This window comes from Aureimonas sp. ME7 (genome assembly GCF_903970965.1).
GTDB lineage: Bacteria > Pseudomonadota > Alphaproteobacteria > Rhizobiales > Rhizobiaceae > Aureimonas.
Map to the genome: position 1 here is coordinate 1 of NZ_CAJCKW010000026.1, position 17,551 is coordinate 17,551.

Genomic DNA, 17,551 nt, shown 5'->3' on the forward strand with positions numbered 1-17,551 from the left:
GACCGTACCCGCTCCGGTAACCCCTCCCACACCCGAACCCACCGCTCCCGCGATAAACCTACATCCCCGTAAACGCCGCCAACGTGAATGACGAGGACGGCAGACGCGTCCAGAGACATAAGGTCAAGCATCTCCGCCTGGCTTTCCAAGTCCCAAACGCTTTTCCTGACGAGCGCTTCGTCCGGACTGTTGAGCACGATGAACTGCGACGGGTGGAAGGAAAGGCGGATGTCGAGACGCTTCGCCTTGGCACCCAGCGCCGCCAGCTCGGACTGACTTTCGCGAACCATGCCGTGGAATTCCGGCATGTCCGGATGCGTGGCGTAAGGCGCCAGATCCGACGACATGCGGTACATGCGGACATCGTTCTTGTGCAGATAGTCGAGGATTTCGTCGACATATTCCAGCGACACCTTGAGATGCGGCTTGTTGGCCGCGCGCCGGGCGTCGTTGCTCTTCAAACCCTCCTTTCCCATGACCTTCACCGGGAAACCCATGCGGGGAACTCTGAACGACATCGGCATTCCATTCTCGATCATCTCTCCCGCATCAAGAGGCGGGTAGGAGATCGGTTCCGCTTTTAAGGAGGAAGGAAGGCGAACAGACGTTTTGTCGCTGGAATGCCACATTTGCCTCGGTGAATTCGGGCACGTTTATTTCCTGACTTGTTCAATCACGTTTTCCCTGGGATGCAGATGGCGACAACCTGCGATAGGGATCAAATCGTGCGCCATCGTTCTTCCCTCATGCTGTCCACCGCGATCGGCGTGCTGATCGTTTCAGCCGCTCAGGCGCAGACGACCCCGGCGGTCGAACTCGACACCGTGGTGGTGGAGGGTGACGGAGCTTCGGGCATCTCGGCGTCGGAGGCCGCCGGCACCGGAGCGGTGGACGGCTATGTCGCCCGTGCCACCACGACCGGGTCGAAGACCGCAACGCCGATCGCGGAACTGCCGCAGTCCGTGTCCGTCATCGGGCGCGAGGAGTTCGAGGATCGCGGCGCTCAGAAGGTTGACGAAGCCCTGCGTTACACGGCGGGCGTTTTCACCCAGCCCTTCGGCTACGATTCCGACACCGACTGGTTCTATATCCGCGGCTTCGACGCGACCCAGACCGGCGTCTATCTCGACGGTTTGAACCTCTACCAGTACGCGTTCGCGGGCTATTCCATCGACCCGTTCCTTCTGGAGCGCGTCGAGGTGCTGCGCGGGCCCGCCTCCGTCCTCTACGGCGGCAGCAATCCCGGCGGCATCATCAACGAAGTGTCCAAGCGCCCGACGGGCGAGCGCCTGCGCTACATCGAAGGCTCGCTGACGGACGACCCCAACGGCGCCTTCGCCTTCGACATGGGCGACAAGGTGGGCGGCCCGGACAGCCCGTGGAGCGTGCGCGTCCTCGGCAAGATCAAGGGCGGCGAAACGCAGACCGACTATGCCGACAACTTCCGCGGCATGATCGCGCCGATGGTGGCCTTTGAACCCGACGCCACCACCCGGCTCGACCTCTACGGCTTCTTCCAATACGACAACCTGCGGCACACCAACGGCTTCTTCCCCTACGAGGGAACGGTGGTGGACGCCCCGTTCGGCCGCATTCCGCGCAGCCTGTTCTACGGCGAGCCGGACGTGGACCGGTTCATGAGCCGACAGGCGCTGGTCGGATACGAGTTCGAGACGGAGGCGCGCGACGGCGTCACGCTTCGCTCCAAGACGCGATACGGACGCACCGAGCGCGAGGAATACGGGCCCTACACCTACGGCTTCTACGACCCGGCGACGCAGACGGGCTTCTTGTCGGCGCCCGTGGACGCGAACTCCATCCTCGGCCGCCTGAACTTCGCCCACGACACGCATGCCGACACGCTGACCACCGACAACAGCGCGACGTTCGAATTCGCCACCGGCGGCGTCGATCACACGCTGCTGACGGGCATCGACTACAAGTACTACCGGATCGATCAGGTCCAGGCCTCGGGTAGCGCCTCGCCGCTCGACCCGATCCGCCCGGTCTACGGCGTGCCCCTGCCGGCGCTCTTCTCGCCCTATATCGACGAGACGATCACGCTCAACCAGCTCGGGTTCTACGCCCAGGAACAGGCGAAGTTCGGGGACGGCTTCATCCTGACGCTGAACGGGCGCTATGACCGCGCCTGGGTGGACCGCGACGATCGCCTCGCTGCCGATGCCGACTACGACGGCAACGAGGGAGCGCTGTCGGGCCGCGCGGGTCTCGCCTACGAGTTCGAAAACGGTCTCGTGCCCTATGTTTCGGTCGCGACCTTCTTCAACCCGCAGATCGGCAGCGCGCTGGACGGGCGCCCGGTCGAGAACCAGACGGGCGAGCAGTACGAGGCGGGCGTCAAGTACAGCCCGACCTTCTTCCCCGGCACGTTCACAGCCTCCGTGTTCGACCTGACGCGGCGCAACGTCGTGCAGACCGACCCGCTGACCTTCCTGCCCGTACCGGTGGGCGAGGTGCGCTCGCGCGGTGTGGAACTCGAAGCCAAGGCCGACATCACCGACAACTGGAAGGTGACCGGCGCCTTCACCGCCCTCGATCTCGAGATCACCGACGACATCGACACGGCGCTGATCGGCAACCAGCCCTTCCTGATCCCCGAGATCACGGCTTCGGCCTGGGCCGACTACACGGTGATCGGCGGCTCGCTGGATGGTCTGTCGGCAGGCGCCGGCCTTCGCTATGTCGGCGAATCCTATGCCGACAACCAGAACACGCTCACCGTGCCGGACGCACTCGTGATGGATGCCGCCATCCGCTACGAGCGGGACGATCGCGGCGTGTCGCTCAACGTCAACAACCTGTTCGACAAGCGCTACGTGACGGGTTGCCAGGGCGCGCTGACCTGTTCCTACGGGCAGGGCCGCGAGTTCGTGGTGAAGGCCCATATGAACTGGTAGGGTTGGGAAGGGAGTAATCCGAGCTTCACGGAACGAGTTCCGTTCCGGACCAAACGATCATCCCGGAACCCGGGCACCGTTCAGGCGGTGTCCGGGTTTTTCGGCTTCCAGCCTCCCGTCCCGGAGCGGCGCCGGCCTCCTCTCCACCGTTCCGCACGGGCGGTTCGACACGTTCGGGGGCGGGGCAACCCTGCCTGCAGCGCTTGGCGACAGGGTCGGACGGTCGACAGGCAAGGGATTTCGCCTCGTGGCAAGGCGCAAGGGGGGAGCGATGCCGTCCGCCTCGTGACCGACGAGCCAGGCGGCCGCCGGGCGAAAGCGCCCCGCCGCGAGCCAAGCGTCCGCAGGACGATGACGGCCGTTCGGCCCGGTCGGGAAAGCGCTCTAGTCGTGAGGATGCAGCTCGGCCGCTTCGACGGGCGAAGGCCGTGCGAGCGATTTTCGGCGTCCTCTGTTTTCGCGCCACCAGATGTAGAGCCCGCTGCCCACCAGGACGGCGGTTCCCGCCGCCGTCGTCGCCTTCAGGGGATCGCCGAACAGAAGGACGCTGGCCGCCGCCGCCGTTAGCACCTGACTGTAGAGGAAGGGCGAGAGCAGCGAGGCCGAGCCGTGCGAGAAGGCCACCACCAGAAGGAAGTGGCCGACCGTGCCTGCTGTGCCGATGCACAGCATCAGGGCGAGCGTCGAAGCGTCCGGCATCTGCCAGACGGGGATCACCAGGAGCGACATCACGACCGCGCCCGCCGCCGTCGTGTTGAACTGGGTGGAGGCGGCGTCCTCGCGGCCTGCCAGATGCCGCGTCAGGATGAGGTAGACCGGATTGAGGATGGCGGCCAGGAGAACCAGGAGCAGCGCGGGATGGAAGCTCGAAAACCCCGGGCGCAGGATCAGGAGCATGCCGGCGAACCCCGCCCCCATCGCCGCGATGCGGTGGAAGCCGACTCGCTCGCCGAGAAACGCCACCGACAGGAGGGTGACCACGATCGGCGAGAAGAAGAACACCGCCGTCGCATCCGCCAGCGGCACATAAACGAGCGCCTCGTACATCAGGATGGTGCAGGCCAGAAGCAGGAGGCCGCGTGCGATCTGCAGCCAGGGGTGGCTGGTGCGCAGGAACCGGGTGCCGCCGGTCGATCCGAGATAGATCGACATCAGGATGGTCTGGACGACGTAGCGGCCCCATACGACCTGCATCACCGGAATGATCGTGGACAGGTGCTTGCCGATCGTGTCCTGCGTGGCGAACACGACGCCGGACAGGACGGTCAGGAGAATGCCGCTGAGAAGCGGATTGCGGGACGTCACGGGACTGGCCTTTCGCCTCGAGCGGAGCGGGCCGTCTCCGGGCCGCATGCCGAGCGGCGATGCCGCGATGCGCCGGGCGTCCGCCGCTTGCGGCTTTAGCGTGGGCGACCAGACCTTGAGAAGGGCAAATCTAAGGCAGGCGAATTTTGTTCGCTCGCAATGCCCGGGCGCCGCTCACCCGCCCCCCGTGGCGCGACGGATGGCGGAGAGGAAGATCGCGCCGTAGGCTTCGAGCTTGGCCTCGCCGACACCGGGAAGCGCCAGGAACTCGCGCTCGTCGCTCGGGCAGCGCTCGGCCATGGCGCGCAGCGTGGCGTCCGAAAACACGACATAGGCCGGGACGCCCTTTTCGCGCGCGATCGCGGCCCGCTCGCCGCGCAGCGCCCCGAATACGGCGGCCGCTTCCGCATCCAGCGTTTCGGTGGCGTGGCCGGTGCGCTCCAGCCGCGTCGCCTTGCGACGGCGGTCGCGGCGCAGGACCACCTTGCGCTCGCCCCGGAACACGGGCCGCGCTTCCGCCGTCAGCACCAGCGCGCCATAGGCCGCATGGTCGACCGACAGGAGGCCCATGGCGACGAGCTGGCGCGCGATCGACTGCCAGGCGCGGGCCTCGGTGCCCTTGCCGACCCCGAACACCGGCATCTGGTGGTGGCCGAACTGGCGAACCTTGTCGCTTTCCTTGCCCGTCAGCACCTCGATCACATGGCCGAGGCCGAAGCGCTCGCCCGTCCGGTAGACGGCGGCCATGAGCTTGATCGCCTCCTCGCTGCCGTCGAAGGTTTCCACGGGCGACAAGCAGGTGTCGCAGTTGCCGCAGCGGCCGGGATGGGTTTCGCCGAAATGCGACAGGATCGCCGCGCGCCGGCACGAGGCCGTTTCGCAGATGCCGAGCAGCGCATCGAGCTTGGCGCGCTCGACGCGCTTGATCGCGTCCTCCGCCCCGCCCTCGTCGATCATCCGCCGGCGCTGGACGACGTCCTGCATGCCGTAGGCCATCCAGACCTCGGCGGGCTGCCCGTCGCGCCCGGCGCGTCCCGTTTCCTGGTAGTAGGCCTCGACGGACGAGGGCAGGTCGAGATGGGCGACGAAGCGCACGTCCGGCTTGTCGATGCCCATGCCGAAGGCGACGGTCGCCACGAGGCAGACGCCCTCCTCCTTCAGGAACGCGTCCTGATGGGCGTCCTTCACCCTGGCGTCCATGCCGGCATGGTAGGGCAGGGCGCGTACCCCTTGCCCGTTCAGCCACTCGGCGGTTTCCTCCACCTTGCGGCGCGACAGGCAGTAGACGATGCCGCTCGAGCCGCGATGATCCTTCAGAAAGGTCAGGAGCTGGCGCTTGGGCTCGTCGCGTTCCACGATCGCGTAGCGGATGTTGGGCCGGTCGAAGCTCGTGGAAAAGACCGGCGCATCCACGAGGCGCAGCCGCTCGGCGATGTCGCGCTGCGTCGCCGGGTCGGCGGTGGCGGTCAGCGCGATGCGCGGCACGTTCGGATATTCGTCGGCCAAGCCCTCCAGCGCCCGGTATTCGGGCCGGAAGTCGTGACCCCAGGCGCTGACGCAATGAGCCTCGTCGATGGCGAAGAGCGCAATTTGGACGCGCGACAGGACGCCCGCAAAACCCGGCGTCACGATGCGCTCCGGCGTCACGTAGAGAAGGTCGAGCCGCCCGGCCATCAGCTCGCGGCGTACGTCCTGGCGCTCCTCCTCCGACAGGGCGGAGTTGAGCGCGGCGGCGCGAACGCCCGCTTCGCGCAGCGCCTGCACCTGGTCGCGCATGAGCGCGATCAAGGGCGAGACGACGATCGCCGTGCCCGCCCGGCACAGCGCCGGGATCTGGTAGCACATGGACTTGCCGGCGCCGGTCGGAAACAGCACCACGGCGTCGCCACCCGCCACCACGTGTTCGATCACCTCGCGCTGCCGGCCGCGAAAGTCCTTGTGGCCGAAGACGCGCGTCAAGGCTTCCGCCGGCGAGGGCAGGCCACCGGGAAACAGGACGTCGGTCGCGGGCGCGCCCCGCTCTGCGGACAGGCTCATGGGTCAGAAAGGCCGCAGGCCGGCCGCAAAGCGCCGCGCGTTGGCGACATAGCGCCTCGCCGATTGCCGAAGGGCCTCGATCGCCGCCTCGTCCAGCGCGCGGGCGAGCTTGGCCGGCGAGCCGAGGATCAGCGACCCGTCCGGAAACTCCTTGCCCTCCGTCACCAGCGCGCCGGCGCCGACGAGGCAGTTGCGCCCGATGCGCGCGCCGTTGAGGATCGTCGCGCCCATGCCGACCAGCGTGTTGTCGCCCAGCGTGCAGCCATGCACGATCGCCCCGTGGCCGATCGTGCAGCCTTCGCCGATCAGGAGCGGAAAGCCGGGGTCGGCATGGAGCACCGCCCCCTCCTGCACGTTGGTGAGCGCACCGACACGGATCGGTGCCACGTCCCCCCGGATCACCGCGCCGAACCACACGCCGACATCTTCTCCCAGCGAAACGTCGCCGATCACGTGCGCGCCGGGCGCCACGAAGAATCGATCGGGCGCGGGCACGGCGGGAGCGAGGTCGTCGAGAGCGTAGAGCGGCATGAGATCCATTTCGGCAGGGCCAGGCGGCCCCAAGATAAGGGGAGGCCGCCGGGCTTGCGACCCTTTTCAGACCGATGGCGACAGAAGTTCGCAAGCGGCGATCGACAGCGCGACGACGCCGTTGCGGATCGAGCGCTCGTCCGGCTGGTAGTCGGAATTGTGGAGCTCGTCCTGGCGGCCGGGCGTCTGCGAGCCGATCCCGAGCTGGAAGGCCGGCACCTTCTCACCGATCAGCGCGAAATCCTCCGCCCCGAACGAGGGGGACGCCTCGATCACCGCATCCCGCCCGAAATGGGCGGCGATGGCGCGCATCGTCGGCTCCATGACCCGCGCGTCGCTGCGGAGCGGCGGCGTGCCGCGCTCCCAGTCCATGCGGCAGTGGAGGCGAAGGCTCGTCGAAACGCCCTCGCAGTGCCGCCGGATCGCCGCCTCCATGATGGCGCGATCGCTCTCGCGGTGCGTGCGCACCGTGCCGCGCAGGCGCACGGCGTCGGGGATGATGTTGGCGGCAAGCCCGCCCTCGATCACCCCGATGGTGAGGACGACCGGATGAATTGGGTCCGTCTCGCGCGACACGACGGTCTGGAGCTGGAGGACGAGCGTCGCTGCGCCGACCACCGGGTCGGCGGCCAGATGCGGGCGCGCGGCATGGCCGGAGCGCCCCGAGACGGTGATCGTGAACTCGTCCGACGAGCCCCCGGCAACGCCCGGCACATAGGAAAACGAGCCGACCGGCTCGCCCGGGTAGTTGTGGAAGCCGAGCGCCATGTCGACGCCCTCCAGCGCCCCGTCCCCCATCATCGCGAGCGCGCCCGAATCCGACACCTCCTCCGCCGGCTGGAACATCAGCCGGATCGTGCCGTTCAGCCGGTCGCCCAGTCCATGAAGCACCTCGGCGACGCCGAGCAGCGTCGCGGTGTGCAGATCATGGCCGCAGGCATGCATCTTGCCGGGCAGGAGGGAAGCAAAGGGCAGGCCGGTCTGCTCCTGGATCGGCAGCGCGTCCATGTCGGCGCGCAGGAGAAGCGTCGGGCCGGGACGCCCGGTCTCGATCTCAGCCAGAACGCCGGTGCGCCCGACCTCCCGGCGATGGGGAATGCCGAGCGCCTGGAGGCGGTCCGCTACGACCCCTGCGGTTCGCACCTCCTCGAAGGCGAGTTCGGGATGGGCGTGCAGATCGCGCCGGATCGCGACGAGGGTGTCCTCGATCGCATCGGCGCGGGCTTCGATCTCGGGTCCGAGATGGTTGGCGATCATCGCTTCGGTCCTGTTTCCGGCAAGGGGGCGTTTGTCTCCACCGGGTCTCCAAAGGATGGTTGTGCGACCTCGCGTCTCGGCCCGCAAGCCCGACCGGCCCTCCCGCAAGATTGACGTTCACGTAAGGCAAGGGAGTTTCGCTCCGCCCGGAGCTGGGCTACCGTCGCCTTCGGTAGGAACGGGAGGAACACACGAGATGACGAAGCCCTGGCTCGCGCATTATCCGGAAGGCGTGCCTGCCGAGATCGGCGATCTGCCCTATGCGAGCCTCGCCGACCTTCTGGAGGCGGCGTTCCGCGCCCATGCCGCGCGTCCCGCCTTCCGCTTCATGGGCGCCTCGATGAGCTACGCCGAGCTCGACCGGCTGTCGCAGCGCTTCGCCGGCTATCTCCAGTCTCTCGGGCTCCAGCCAGGCGACCGGATCGCGCTGATGATGCCGAACGTCTTCCAGTATCCGGTGGCGGTGGCGGGCGCGGTGCGGGCCGGGCTCGTCGTCGTCAACACCAACCCGCTCTACACCCCTCGCGAGCTCGAGCACCAGCTGAAGGATTCGGGCGCGCGCGCCATTGTGATCCTGGAAAACATGGGCAAGACGCTGGAGGCGTGCCGCGCCGCCCTGCCGGCCCTCGACCACGTGATCGTCACCGGCGTCGGCGACATGCTGCCGGCGTTGAAGGGGTTCGTCGTCAACTTCGTGTTGCGCCACGTGAAGAAGGCGGTTCCCGCGTTTCACTTGCCCGGCTCGGTGCGCTGGCGGGCGGCGATGGGCCGGAGCCATCCGTTCCGGCCGGTGCCACGCACGAAGGACGACCCGGCCGTCCTGCAATATACCGGCGGCACCACGGGCACCGCCAAGGGCGCGGTCTTGACCAACGGCAACATCGTCGCCAACACGATCCAGGCCGAACTCTGGCACGAGCCGGTGGTGCGCCAGATCCCTTCCGGCGAGCAGCCGGTGACGATCTGCGCGCTGCCGCTCTACCACATCTTCGGTTTCACCGTGAACATGATGCTGTCGCTTCATACCGGCGGCTGCAACCTCCTGATCCCCAACCCGCGCGACATTCCGGCCGTGATCAAGGCGCTGAAAAGCGGCCCGTTCCACTTGTTTCCGGCGGTCAACACGCTGTTCGGCGCCATCGCGCGCCACGAGGAGGCGGGAAGCGTCGACTGGCGGAACCTGCGCCTGTCGGTCGGCGGCGGCATGGCGGTGCAGCGCGCCACGGCCGAACTCTGGCTGAAGGTCACGGGCTGTCCGATCTGCGAGGGCTACGGCCTGTCGGAAACCTCGCCCGTCGCCTCCTGCAACCCGGTCGCCTCGCGCCAGTATTCCGGCACGATCGGCTTTCCCGTGCCGGGAACCGAGATCCGCATCGTCGACGACGAGGGGCGCGAGGTGCCGCTCGGCGAACGCGGGGAGGTCGCGATCCGAGGGCCCCAGGTGATGCAGGGCTATTGGCAGCGGCCGGCCGAGACGGCCGCGGCCTTCACCGCGGACGGCTACTTCAAGAGCGGCGACATCGGCGTGATGGACGAGCGCGGCTCGGTCCGCATCGTCGATCGCAAGAAGGACATGATCAACGTGTCGGGCTTCAACGTCTATCCCAACGAGGTGGAGGACGTGGTGACGCGCATGCCGGGCGTCACGGAAGCGGCCGCGATCGGCGTGCCCGACGAGGGCGGCGGGGGCGAGGCGGTGAAGCTCTTCGTGGTAAGGAGCGACCCCGCGCTCGACGCCGAGGCGGTGAAGGCCTGGTGCCGCGAGAACCTCACCGGCTACAAGCGCCCGCGCGACATCGAGTTTCGCGACGAGCTGCCCAAGACCGGCGTCGGCAAGGTGCTGCGGCGGGCTTTGCGCGATTGAGGGGCTGCGGCTCCGGCCGGGGCCTTGCATCGCCGCCCCGCTCGGCTAAGCTCGAAGCCTTCGGTCATGCCCGGCTTGCGACCCCTTTCGCGAGAGCGCTGTCGTCTTTTCGTCAAGAACCGCAGAAAACCTCTTTTCAAACCGGCGGCCCTCGCATATATCGACCTCACCGAACGCGGCCAGCCGCATCGGACATGGCGCGGGGTGGAGCAGCCCGGTAGCTCGTCAGGCTCATAACCTGAAGGTCGCAAGTTCAAATCTTGCCCCCGCAACCAGAATTCGCCCGTCGGATCAGTCACTTAGGCTCGATCCGGCGGGCTTTTTCATGTGCTTACGGCTGCTTACGCTGGGTCACGATAGGTTCGTTAGATTACAATGGGTTACCCGTAGGGTTACCATGACTCACGCTGAGTGACGGTACGTCCACGTCACATGGTTGGCACATGCCAGACGCGACTGCTGTGGGGTCGCTAGGGGACCGACAGCCAGGAGTAGCCTGGTGTCCAGCTGTGAGCGCAGGCTGACCGCCCCTGGAAAGTTCCTGCTTGCCAGCAGCCGGAATGAGGGGGCAAACGATGACCTTGCGTGGACCTAGCGTCGAATTATCCCCGGGCGGCCATCATCGCCTGATCTTAATCTCGCGTTAAATGCCGCAATGCGCAGGTGATGCCCAAGGGGTCGAGCAGCAGATGGGAAGCGACAGCAATGGCGGGTGATCGGAAGTTGGGCGGGTTCGAGCCATTCAACGAATCCCACGCGATCGTGATGGCCAGCATCACCGTGCAGTTTTCCAACCAGCTCGATGACACCGCGTGGCAAAACGCGCGAAGCGCCATCCTACAAACGGCAAAAGATGTCGGCTTGGGGAAGCCTCAGCCGTTCTACGGAATGAACCTAACGTTTGATCAATCTAGGGTAAGCATCAGTGTAAATGCGCCGGCGCCGGCTGTTGCTGAGATAGCAGGACTCTCTTTCACTCAGATTGGTGATGACGATCAAATAATAGACAGGTTTGTAGCCGCGAAAGATTGTCTGATTATTCAAACCGGGTCTTACGTTCGGTGGAACTCGTTTATTTCGCGTGCTGAGAAGTTCGTCAGAGGCATATGGGATGCCTATAGTTCAAACATCCCTGCCGCTGCAGTTCGGTGCGAGTATTGGGATCGCTTCGATCATAAGGATGACGAGGATCATTCTGTAGCCTCCCTACTTCGAGCGGATGGGGATTTCATATCGCGCGCCGCGGTGCGTGACGAGTATGCCTGGAATTCTCATTGCGGTTTCTACCGTAACCTACCCAACGGAGCCCCGCGCTTGACGTCTGCTCGTGTAGATTGTGCAGACTTCCCTGGGCGGGATGGACAGGTCAAGCGGTCGGTCTTGATCCACACGATGATGCAGGATGGCTTGCCCCCGGTTGCCGAGGCTTCGGAGGAAGTGGCCTCCTTCCAGTTGGACGACGTCTTAGCTACGCTAGATAGTCAACACCTAGAGTTGAAAGACCTCCTGTCGCGCATTATCACGGAGGAAGCTGTGAACCGAATCAGTCTGCAGGGATGATTATGTACCGAAACGCTGCCAATTTTGACGGGTTTGGGTATGCGTCGGGTTTTGGTTTGAACACGGCTTCCAGCAAGGGCGCTGCTCGCACGATCAGAGTCCGCCCGATCGATCGCGAGGCACGCATTTCAATGGCGTCGGGCCGCCGTGAGGCCGTAGTGACCTCGCTTGCTTCTGCTCGTGTTGGAACAATCCCCCATACCCTTGCAGAGCTGCGTCGATATTCGCGCTTTGAGGGCGCGGTGCCGGAGTCCTTCGATGCTGCTGAGGCATTTTTCGATTTAGTTAGACACCTGGTCGGCAATGCAAAAGCATACGTCCAGTATTTCGATGGGAACGCTGTTCTTAACTTCCGTAAAGATGAAGTTAATACGCAGTTTGAGTTTCTGCCGGACGGCACTATCGCAACCAATATTGATATTGGTGACGATGAGTGGGATGACGACGTCGAAGGCTTTGATAAGAAAACATTGCCTGCCGCTATTGCTGATAGGCTTTCTACGGCTGAAATGGGCTGAGTCCTAGTGCATGTCAGAAGTAGACTGCGTATCTATTTTTGAAAGTGCCCCAGATAATCAAGAAAGAGTATCTCTTATTGATCAGTCTGCTCCAGACTTCGTCTGCGAGCTAAGGCAGGTTTCTAGGGAAACCGAAGTGCCTGTTGCCGATGTTGAGACGTTGGTTCGCTTCGTTGTGGACCCGTTTCACATCGTCGAAGAGGACGGCAAGAAGCGGCTCAATTCATCGTTTTTCAACGATGCCTCAACCGTTGGAGCTTCATCACTCCGTAAGGAGCGAGCAACGATGGTTGAGTACGAAGCTGCCCTTAATGAGCTGATCACGCAAAAACCTATTTCGGCGGATGGAACCAAGAAAAAGTTGTATGGGGTTGTGCTAATCCCTGTGGCAACGGCCAAATCCGTACAGCACAAAATTGAAGTAAAGGAAGGCGGGAAGACGGAAGTGTATACCCATCGCGCTTTCGGTGTGTATGCAACAGGTCTGGAAAAGCGACCGAACCATAGTGACCTTATGGTGAACATGCGAAGTCAGATTAAGAAATCGAAGGCTAACAAAGCCGGAGAAAATCTGACGAAGCTCGTCCAACCTAATCTGATGACCGTTGAAGAATTTAAGGAGACGGTAGACCTAAGTCGTTGGGCCGCATAGGCTATTCTATTCCGATCGGCGTCTAGAGTCCCCAGCTACCGGCGCTGGTTTCACCCATACCGCTTGTCGACGTAGTCGTGCTTGGCGACGTCAACGAAATCAAAGTCCCCTCCCGTTCCGAGGAGGACGATCCTGATGCCGAGGCCTGCCCTGATCGTCCGATAGTCGGATCCACTCAGCTTCTCAAAATGAAGCCCGGGGTGTCTTACGTCTCGGAAAAAGTTCGCTATCGCCGCGTCGACGGCGAGCTTCTGATCCTCGGTCAGCTTTCCATACGCACGATCAAAGCGTGGGGTTCTCCTAGCTCGAACCATTACGCGCGCAACGACCGCAGAAAGTCGTCTGCGTTGTCGAACGTCGGTCCCCCGGTAGCAGCTGGGTCGATCTCCGCGGCCAGAACGAGAAGCCGGTCTCGCTGCCGCAAGTGCTCGTCGTACTCGCGGATAGGCTGCTTCACGACGGACATTAAAGCAGTCCTCAGAACGCCCTCTGTCAGACCCGGAACGCGCACGTCCTCCATCAGCCCCTCGATCATTTCGAGGGTGAGATCGATGATCCGGCGTCTGACCCGTAACTCGTGGTCGAACAACTCGAGCTGTTGATCGACTATCTCTGCCGCTTCGGTATCCCGGCCCAGAGGCAGCAGTACCCCGATCATAGTGTCGATGTTGACAGCGCGGGCAGCCGCCTCTTTCTCAAACCGCGTGCGAACGTCCTCGTCGCGCTCTTCGATCGCCCGCAGAACTGGCCCGTGATCACCGAAAGAACGCAGGGCGTCGATGACGTTGCCAAGCTGCTGGCGCAGGATGGGCTTCGCCTCCTCAACGTCCATCATGTTCACTGCTAGAGACATGCCGTCGGGCCACCCTTCCTAGCGATCCTAGATGCTCCATCGCGGCCCTCCAAACAAGTCCAACCATTCCGCCCATTCAGGGGCTCCGCTTACGCGCAAGGGGATCACAGATCGTTACCCCCTCAGGGTCTCCTCCGATCGGGGGACACCCATCCAGCCCCCAGGTCTGGGGTCTGCTCAGATCTGAGCAGACCCCTCCTGCGATGGGTTGGCGTTTCACCACCCCCTTTTCCCCACGCTTGGGGAAAAGGTCAGACTTCGCCCGACCGACCATTGGGCCGCACAACGATCGCCGGGTTCCGGTGCGTCCCGCCCTTAGCCATCGGCACGTCCCGCCAAGTGAAGAAGATGTCGGCCTCGCCATCGAAGCGAGTGCCAGCGACCGCGGCGATCGCCTGATACACGCCCTTGGGTGCCTGCTTCGAACGCGCCGGCAGGCCGTCTTTCGGGTCGAGCTTGATCGCATAGGGCACGTCTGAGGCGATCACGAACTCGACCGCATCCGGAATGTCGCCGCCGGCATCGAGCTGGATAAGCCGTCCGTCGGCGTAGACGGAGTGGCTCGCCTGGTAGGCGCCTGTCAGCCGCGGCGACTCGAGCTCGAGCTGCCGCAGGATCCACCGGACCGCGCCGCTTTCGGTGTTGAACTCGGCGACGATCGTCCCGTCCGGCTTCACGCTGCCGAGCGGCGCGCCCTGGCGACCGTCGACCGCGATCTTTGGCTTTCCGATGGTCCGACCGGCTGCCGCCTCGTTCTTCGACTTCGTGACGGCGATCTCCTCACGCGCGAACGACGCCAGCATCCGGGACCGGACCGCCGGACTCTTCATCTCGTCGACGAGAAGGGCGAGCTCGCGCGTGAAGGGATCGCTCATGATCGCCCGCTGACCGCCCGGCACTCTCGTGCCTGGTCTCGGATCGCATCGAAGCGCACCGTGAAGGCCTGGCGCCACGCATCATCCTTCGGCGCGTCTCCGTCGCCCGGGAAGACAAACGCCAGGATCGCGTCGCTCACATCGTCCGCCCACTCGGCCGGCACCGCGGCGAGGCCCAGGTCGCCTGCCAGCTTGGCTAGGATGTCGAAGGCGAACCGGAGGACGTGCTCACCGTAGACAGCTCGAGCAGCCTGCATATGTGCGAACGCCGGCGCGGTCGAGCCGCGTCCCGCGGACGCTTCGATATGGACTGCGACGATCGTGGCCGCGCCGACCTGGAAGTGATGCAGCACCGCGGGGAGGTCGCCCAAGATCTCGGGCGATGCGGTCGCCGCATCCTGCAGCTCCTTCAGCCGGTCGCCGAACACCTGCAGGCCGAACCGCTTGCCACGCTCACGCATCTCGGCGACGAGGGCCTCTGCCGCACGCGTGATCTCGCCCTGCTGAGCTTTGACTGCGGCAACCGACCCCTCGATCGACCGCAAGTCGCGCCTCGTGCGTTTCGCGAGGCCAGATCCAAGCCCTGACGCTGAGGAGTGAGCAGCCAGAACCGGACCTGTCCAGCCTGGACGACTGACGAGCGAGATAACGTTAGGCGACGCGGAGCCGCTCATGAGGTCTTCCAGATCGTTGCGCATCAGGCGGCTCCTCGGCGCTGAAGTTTCTCGATCCGACGGCGCTCGGCACGGTTCGCCGTCAGTGCTGCCACGTTGGGATGCGAGACGGGATCAAGTCGCGGCGCTGGCCGAATGCGCTCTCCGACGACGTCCTCCGTCCATTCGTGCAGTACGCGCTGCTCGATCCGATCGCGGAAGACTTCGGTCAGCTTGACATGGCCGCCGATGAGGAACTGCCCGCTTCGGTCTGGACGATGCCTGGCTGGTTGAGCGCGCTGTAGCTCCATTAAACGACGCCCGTCTCGGACGGCATCGAAGGTGTCGATGTTGAGATATACGGACGATCCCGCCATCCATTCGCTTCGAAAGGCGCCCTCCAGCTGCGGGTGGGTCAGCGTGCCGACATCTACTGCGAACGCTCTTCCTTCGATGCCGGCTGTGTAAACGACGCACATCGGTCGATCATGCTCTTCCGACCAGCCTACGAAGGCGACAAGGACCCCTAAGTGATCCTTCAGCTCGCTGCTGAACAGGATAGTAACATACTGGTCGTACCATTCGTCGATAATGGCCTCGCCGCAGCTTGCGAGATGATCTATTCCTACGAAGCGCTCCGCGAACTGCGCGAAGGCAACAGCCGTGACGGTCAAGCCGGTAGCGGCAACGAAAAGCCCGTTTTGGCGGACTATCTGTCCTTTATCCATGAACTGCGTTACCCGGCCTTCCGGATCGTAGGCTGCTGCGTCTTGAAGGACGATGCAGCGATCGGGCTTGATACAGATATTGAGAGCGCTCACTTGTTCGCTTCCTTTCGTGCTGCGTCCACGGTCATCATTTCGGCGGGCAGACAGGCGGCAGCGCCCTCGCTTTCGCCATAGAGCGAGGCTTCCATGCGCATCTGATCGATCCGGTCCTGCATGTTCTGTGCAGCGTCGGCCTGGGTCTGACGGTAGGCTTCCGACGACTCTGCCAGCGAGAGCGCACGAGCAGCTTCCGCTCGGGCGTCGAGTTCCGAGGCCGAAAGGTTCTGATCCATCAGGGACAGGCGGGTGCGCTGGGCTTCGATCTCTGCCTTCTCAGCGGCAGTTCGCGCCGTGATGGCGCGCATCGCGAGCTCGTGCTCCGCCTTCCAATTGTCCGTCGCGCGCTTGGACATCTCGTCACGCTGCGAACGCAAAGCGTCGCGGATGGCGTCCATCCCGGCGCTGTCGCCGAACCGACCGTCACCGCCGATCGTCGATCCGAAACGATCGTGGAAGACGTCGTCGGGCAGATCATGCCGGCCCATGGTGCCCTTGGGAGCGGCGAGCTGCGAGGCAGCCTGGTTCAGAGCCTGGACCTGGCGTTCAAGCTCCATGACCGGTCCGAGCGACCGGCGGATTTCCTCGGCGAAGTTGCGCGCATAGTCGTCCGCGTTCGGATCAAGCCGGATGCGAAGCATCTCGTCGGCGAACTGCTGCGCGCTGATTTCGCCTTGTCGAAGGTCGGTGTAGAGCGTCGTGATCTCACGGCGCGCATCCGACACGGATCCGGAGAAGGGGCGCAGGATCTTGCCGGATAGAAGGTCCGACGTATTCAGATCATCGATCTGCGCGCGCAAATCCTTCGTCAACCGGCCGATCGAGCCCTGCACCTCGAGGAACGTGGCATTGATGTCAGTTTCCTGTCGGCCCGGCGCCTTGGCGTACTCGCGTGCCGCGTCGGCAGCAGCCTTCCACCCGGTCTCAATGCGCTTGATGCCGTCCTCGAAGTCTTTGATGGTTTCCTCAGCTTCACGTGCGCCGGGGCCGCTCGTCGCGTACCAGAGCGCGCCGACGGCAGCCGTCGCGCCTGCCACGGCATAACCCGCTACCGGAATGGAACGGGCGAAGCTGGCGATGCTGGAGCCGATCGCCGTCAAAGATCCGCGCACGCCCTGGGGACCGTCGCCAAGCGCCTGCACCACCTGACCGCCCTGTGAGGCGAGGATCTGGAACGGGCTTGCGCCCATTAGGAGCATCGTTGCCGTATCATTCAACTGATACGACAGGTTTTGGATCTGACCGCCGGTCAGCTTGACGTTCTGGTTCGCAGCCTGGGCATGCTTGCCCATCTGATCGTATCGCTTGGCTGCACCGGCCAGGATCACGTTGCCCTGCTCGGTCGACAGGTTTCGCAACTCCATCTGATGGGCGACGGCCTCTTCGACCTTCAGGTATCGCTGCGCGTTCGCATAGGTATCATCGTAGGCGCGACGAAGGTTCTCGGCCCGCTTGAGTTCGGACTGGGCGAGCTTCGTCATCGCCTCGGCCGCTTTGAGGCTTTCCGTCTGCGACTTACGCAGCTCGGCGGAGAACGGCTTGAGTTCGGCCGTCATGGCCCTCGTCATCGAGGCCATCTTGGTCTGCCCCCTGAAAAGTGGTCCTCCCTGAAGTAGGCTTTCGAGCTGATGGAGGACACGAGAATGGGACAGAAGAAGCACAAGCCGGAAGAGATCGTCGCCAAACTTCGGCAGGTGGACGTGT

Annotated in this window: 14 protein-coding genes, 1 tRNA gene and 1 pseudogene; 6 read left to right on the top strand and 10 right to left on the bottom strand. The window is 64.2% G+C overall.

Translation table 11 applies throughout. The features are described from left to right. Nucleotides 1-629, bottom strand: a pseudogene (locus tag H7A85_RS20075) (hypothetical protein); the annotation flags it as partial. Nucleotides 630-725: 96 nt separating this feature from the next. On the opposite strand from H7A85_RS20075, the gene H7A85_RS20080 reads away from it, so the two are divergent. Then, nucleotides 726-2,918 (top strand): TonB-dependent siderophore receptor, encoded by a 2,193-nt coding sequence (locus H7A85_RS20080; protein WP_244631302.1) that lies wholly within the window; start codon nt 726-728, stop codon nt 2,916-2,918. Between the two features lie 384 nt (nt 2,919-3,302). On the opposite strand, the gene H7A85_RS20085 is transcribed toward H7A85_RS20080, so the two are convergent. The 4 genes from H7A85_RS20085 to H7A85_RS20100 all read right to left on the bottom strand — a co-directional run bounded on the left by H7A85_RS20085 (nt 3,303) and on the right by H7A85_RS20100 (nt 8,048). Beyond that, nucleotides 3,303-4,223 carry a DMT family transporter gene (locus tag H7A85_RS20085; RefSeq protein ID WP_182422317.1) on the bottom strand — a complete coding sequence of 307 codons (921 nt, stop codon included), beginning with the start codon at nt 4,221-4,223 and terminating at the stop codon, nt 3,303-3,305. A gap of 174 nt (nt 4,224-4,397) precedes the next feature. Further along, nucleotides 4,398-6,260, bottom strand: a complete 1,863-nt coding sequence (gene recQ, locus H7A85_RS20090; protein WP_182422318.1) for a DNA helicase RecQ — start codon at nt 6,258-6,260, stop codon at nt 4,398-4,400. A 3-nt stretch (nt 6,261-6,263) separates the two neighbouring features. Beyond that, nucleotides 6,264-6,791 (bottom strand): gamma carbonic anhydrase family protein, encoded by a 528-nt coding sequence (locus tag H7A85_RS20095; protein ID WP_182422319.1) that lies wholly within the window; start codon nt 6,789-6,791, stop codon nt 6,264-6,266. A gap of 66 nt (nt 6,792-6,857) precedes the next feature. Beyond that, nucleotides 6,858-8,048, bottom strand: coding sequence for a M20 family metallopeptidase (locus H7A85_RS20100; RefSeq protein ID WP_182422320.1), 1,191 nt, complete (start codon nt 8,046-8,048; stop codon nt 6,858-6,860). A gap of 196 nt (nt 8,049-8,244) precedes the next feature. Between H7A85_RS20100 and H7A85_RS20105 the strand changes: the two genes are divergently transcribed. From H7A85_RS20105 to H7A85_RS20125, 5 genes are all read left to right on the top strand, one after another. Beyond that, the gene (locus H7A85_RS20105; protein WP_182422321.1) at nt 8,245-9,912 is read left to right on the top strand and encodes an AMP-binding protein; all 1,668 of its coding nucleotides are present in this window, start codon (nt 8,245-8,247) and stop codon (nt 9,910-9,912) included. Nucleotides 9,913-10,110: 198 nt separating this feature from the next. Further along, a tRNA-Met gene (locus H7A85_RS20110) sits at nt 10,111-10,187 on the top strand. A 430-nt stretch (nt 10,188-10,617) separates the two neighbouring features. Continuing rightward, nucleotides 10,618-11,472 carry a hypothetical protein gene (locus H7A85_RS20115; protein WP_182422322.1) on the top strand — a complete coding sequence of 285 codons (855 nt, stop codon included), beginning with the start codon at nt 10,618-10,620 and terminating at the stop codon, nt 11,470-11,472. Next, nucleotides 11,469-11,990, top strand: coding sequence for a hypothetical protein (locus H7A85_RS20120; protein WP_182422323.1), 522 nt, complete (start codon nt 11,469-11,471; stop codon nt 11,988-11,990). The genes H7A85_RS20115 and H7A85_RS20120 overlap by 4 nt, the downstream gene beginning before the upstream one ends. A 10-nt stretch (nt 11,991-12,000) precedes the next feature. Continuing rightward, nucleotides 12,001-12,642: a hypothetical protein gene (locus H7A85_RS20125; protein WP_182422324.1), complete on the top strand. Its 642-nt coding sequence runs from the start codon at nt 12,001-12,003 to the stop codon at nt 12,640-12,642. Nucleotides 12,643-12,955: 313 nt separating this feature from the next. Here the strand turns inward: H7A85_RS20125 and H7A85_RS20130 are convergent, their stop codons facing one another. The 5 genes from H7A85_RS20130 to H7A85_RS20150 all read right to left on the bottom strand — a co-directional run bounded on the left by H7A85_RS20130 (nt 12,956) and on the right by H7A85_RS20150 (nt 17,415). After that, the gene (locus H7A85_RS20130) at nt 12,956-13,495 is read right to left on the bottom strand and encodes a hypothetical protein (RefSeq protein ID WP_182422325.1); all 540 of its coding nucleotides are present in this window, start codon (nt 13,493-13,495) and stop codon (nt 12,956-12,958) included. A gap of 251 nt (nt 13,496-13,746) precedes the next feature. Beyond that, nucleotides 13,747-14,370 carry a hypothetical protein gene (locus H7A85_RS20135; RefSeq protein ID WP_182422326.1) on the bottom strand — a complete coding sequence of 208 codons (624 nt, stop codon included), beginning with the start codon at nt 14,368-14,370 and terminating at the stop codon, nt 13,747-13,749. Then, complete coding sequence (locus H7A85_RS20140; RefSeq protein ID WP_182422327.1) at nt 14,367-15,068, bottom strand: hypothetical protein; 702 nt, start codon at nt 15,066-15,068, stop codon at nt 14,367-14,369. The genes H7A85_RS20135 and H7A85_RS20140 overlap by 4 nt, the downstream gene beginning before the upstream one ends. After that, entirely contained in the window at nt 15,068-15,844 is a 777-nt protein-coding gene (locus tag H7A85_RS20145) for a hypothetical protein (RefSeq protein WP_182422328.1), read from the bottom strand. The genes H7A85_RS20140 and H7A85_RS20145 overlap by 1 nt, the downstream gene beginning before the upstream one ends. Further along, nucleotides 15,841-17,415 (bottom strand): phage tail length tape measure family protein, encoded by a 1,575-nt coding sequence (locus H7A85_RS20150; RefSeq protein ID WP_182422329.1) that lies wholly within the window; start codon nt 17,413-17,415, stop codon nt 15,841-15,843. The genes H7A85_RS20145 and H7A85_RS20150 overlap by 4 nt, the downstream gene beginning before the upstream one ends. Nucleotides 17,416-17,551: the final 136 nt, after the last annotated feature.

Coding starts and splice junctions, on each gene's coding strand:
- recQ (WP_182422318.1), bottom strand. CDS start 6,260: ATGAGCCTGTCCGCAGAGCGGGGCGCGCCCGCGACCGACGTCCTGTTT.
- H7A85_RS20130 (WP_182422325.1), bottom strand. CDS start 13,495: ATGTCTCTAGCAGTGAACATGATGGACGTTGAGGAGGCGAAGCCCATC.
- H7A85_RS20125 (WP_182422324.1), top strand. CDS start 12,001: ATGTCAGAAGTAGACTGCGTATCTATTTTTGAAAGTGCCCCAGATAAT.
- H7A85_RS20120 (WP_182422323.1), top strand. CDS start 11,469: ATGATTATGTACCGAAACGCTGCCAATTTTGACGGGTTTGGGTATGCG.
- H7A85_RS20135 (WP_182422326.1), bottom strand. CDS start 14,370: ATGAGCGATCCCTTCACGCGCGAGCTCGCCCTTCTCGTCGACGAGATG.
- H7A85_RS20115 (WP_182422322.1), top strand. CDS start 10,618: ATGGCGGGTGATCGGAAGTTGGGCGGGTTCGAGCCATTCAACGAATCC.
- H7A85_RS20140 (WP_182422327.1), bottom strand. CDS start 15,068: ATGCGCAACGATCTGGAAGACCTCATGAGCGGCTCCGCGTCGCCTAAC.
- H7A85_RS20105 (WP_182422321.1), top strand. CDS start 8,245: ATGACGAAGCCCTGGCTCGCGCATTATCCGGAAGGCGTGCCTGCCGAG.
- H7A85_RS20095 (WP_182422319.1), bottom strand. CDS start 6,791: ATGCCGCTCTACGCTCTCGACGACCTCGCTCCCGCCGTGCCCGCGCCC.
- H7A85_RS20100 (WP_182422320.1), bottom strand. CDS start 8,048: ATGATCGCCAACCATCTCGGACCCGAGATCGAAGCCCGCGCCGATGCG.
- H7A85_RS20150 (WP_182422329.1), bottom strand. CDS start 17,415: ATGACGAGGGCCATGACGGCCGAACTCAAGCCGTTCTCCGCCGAGCTG.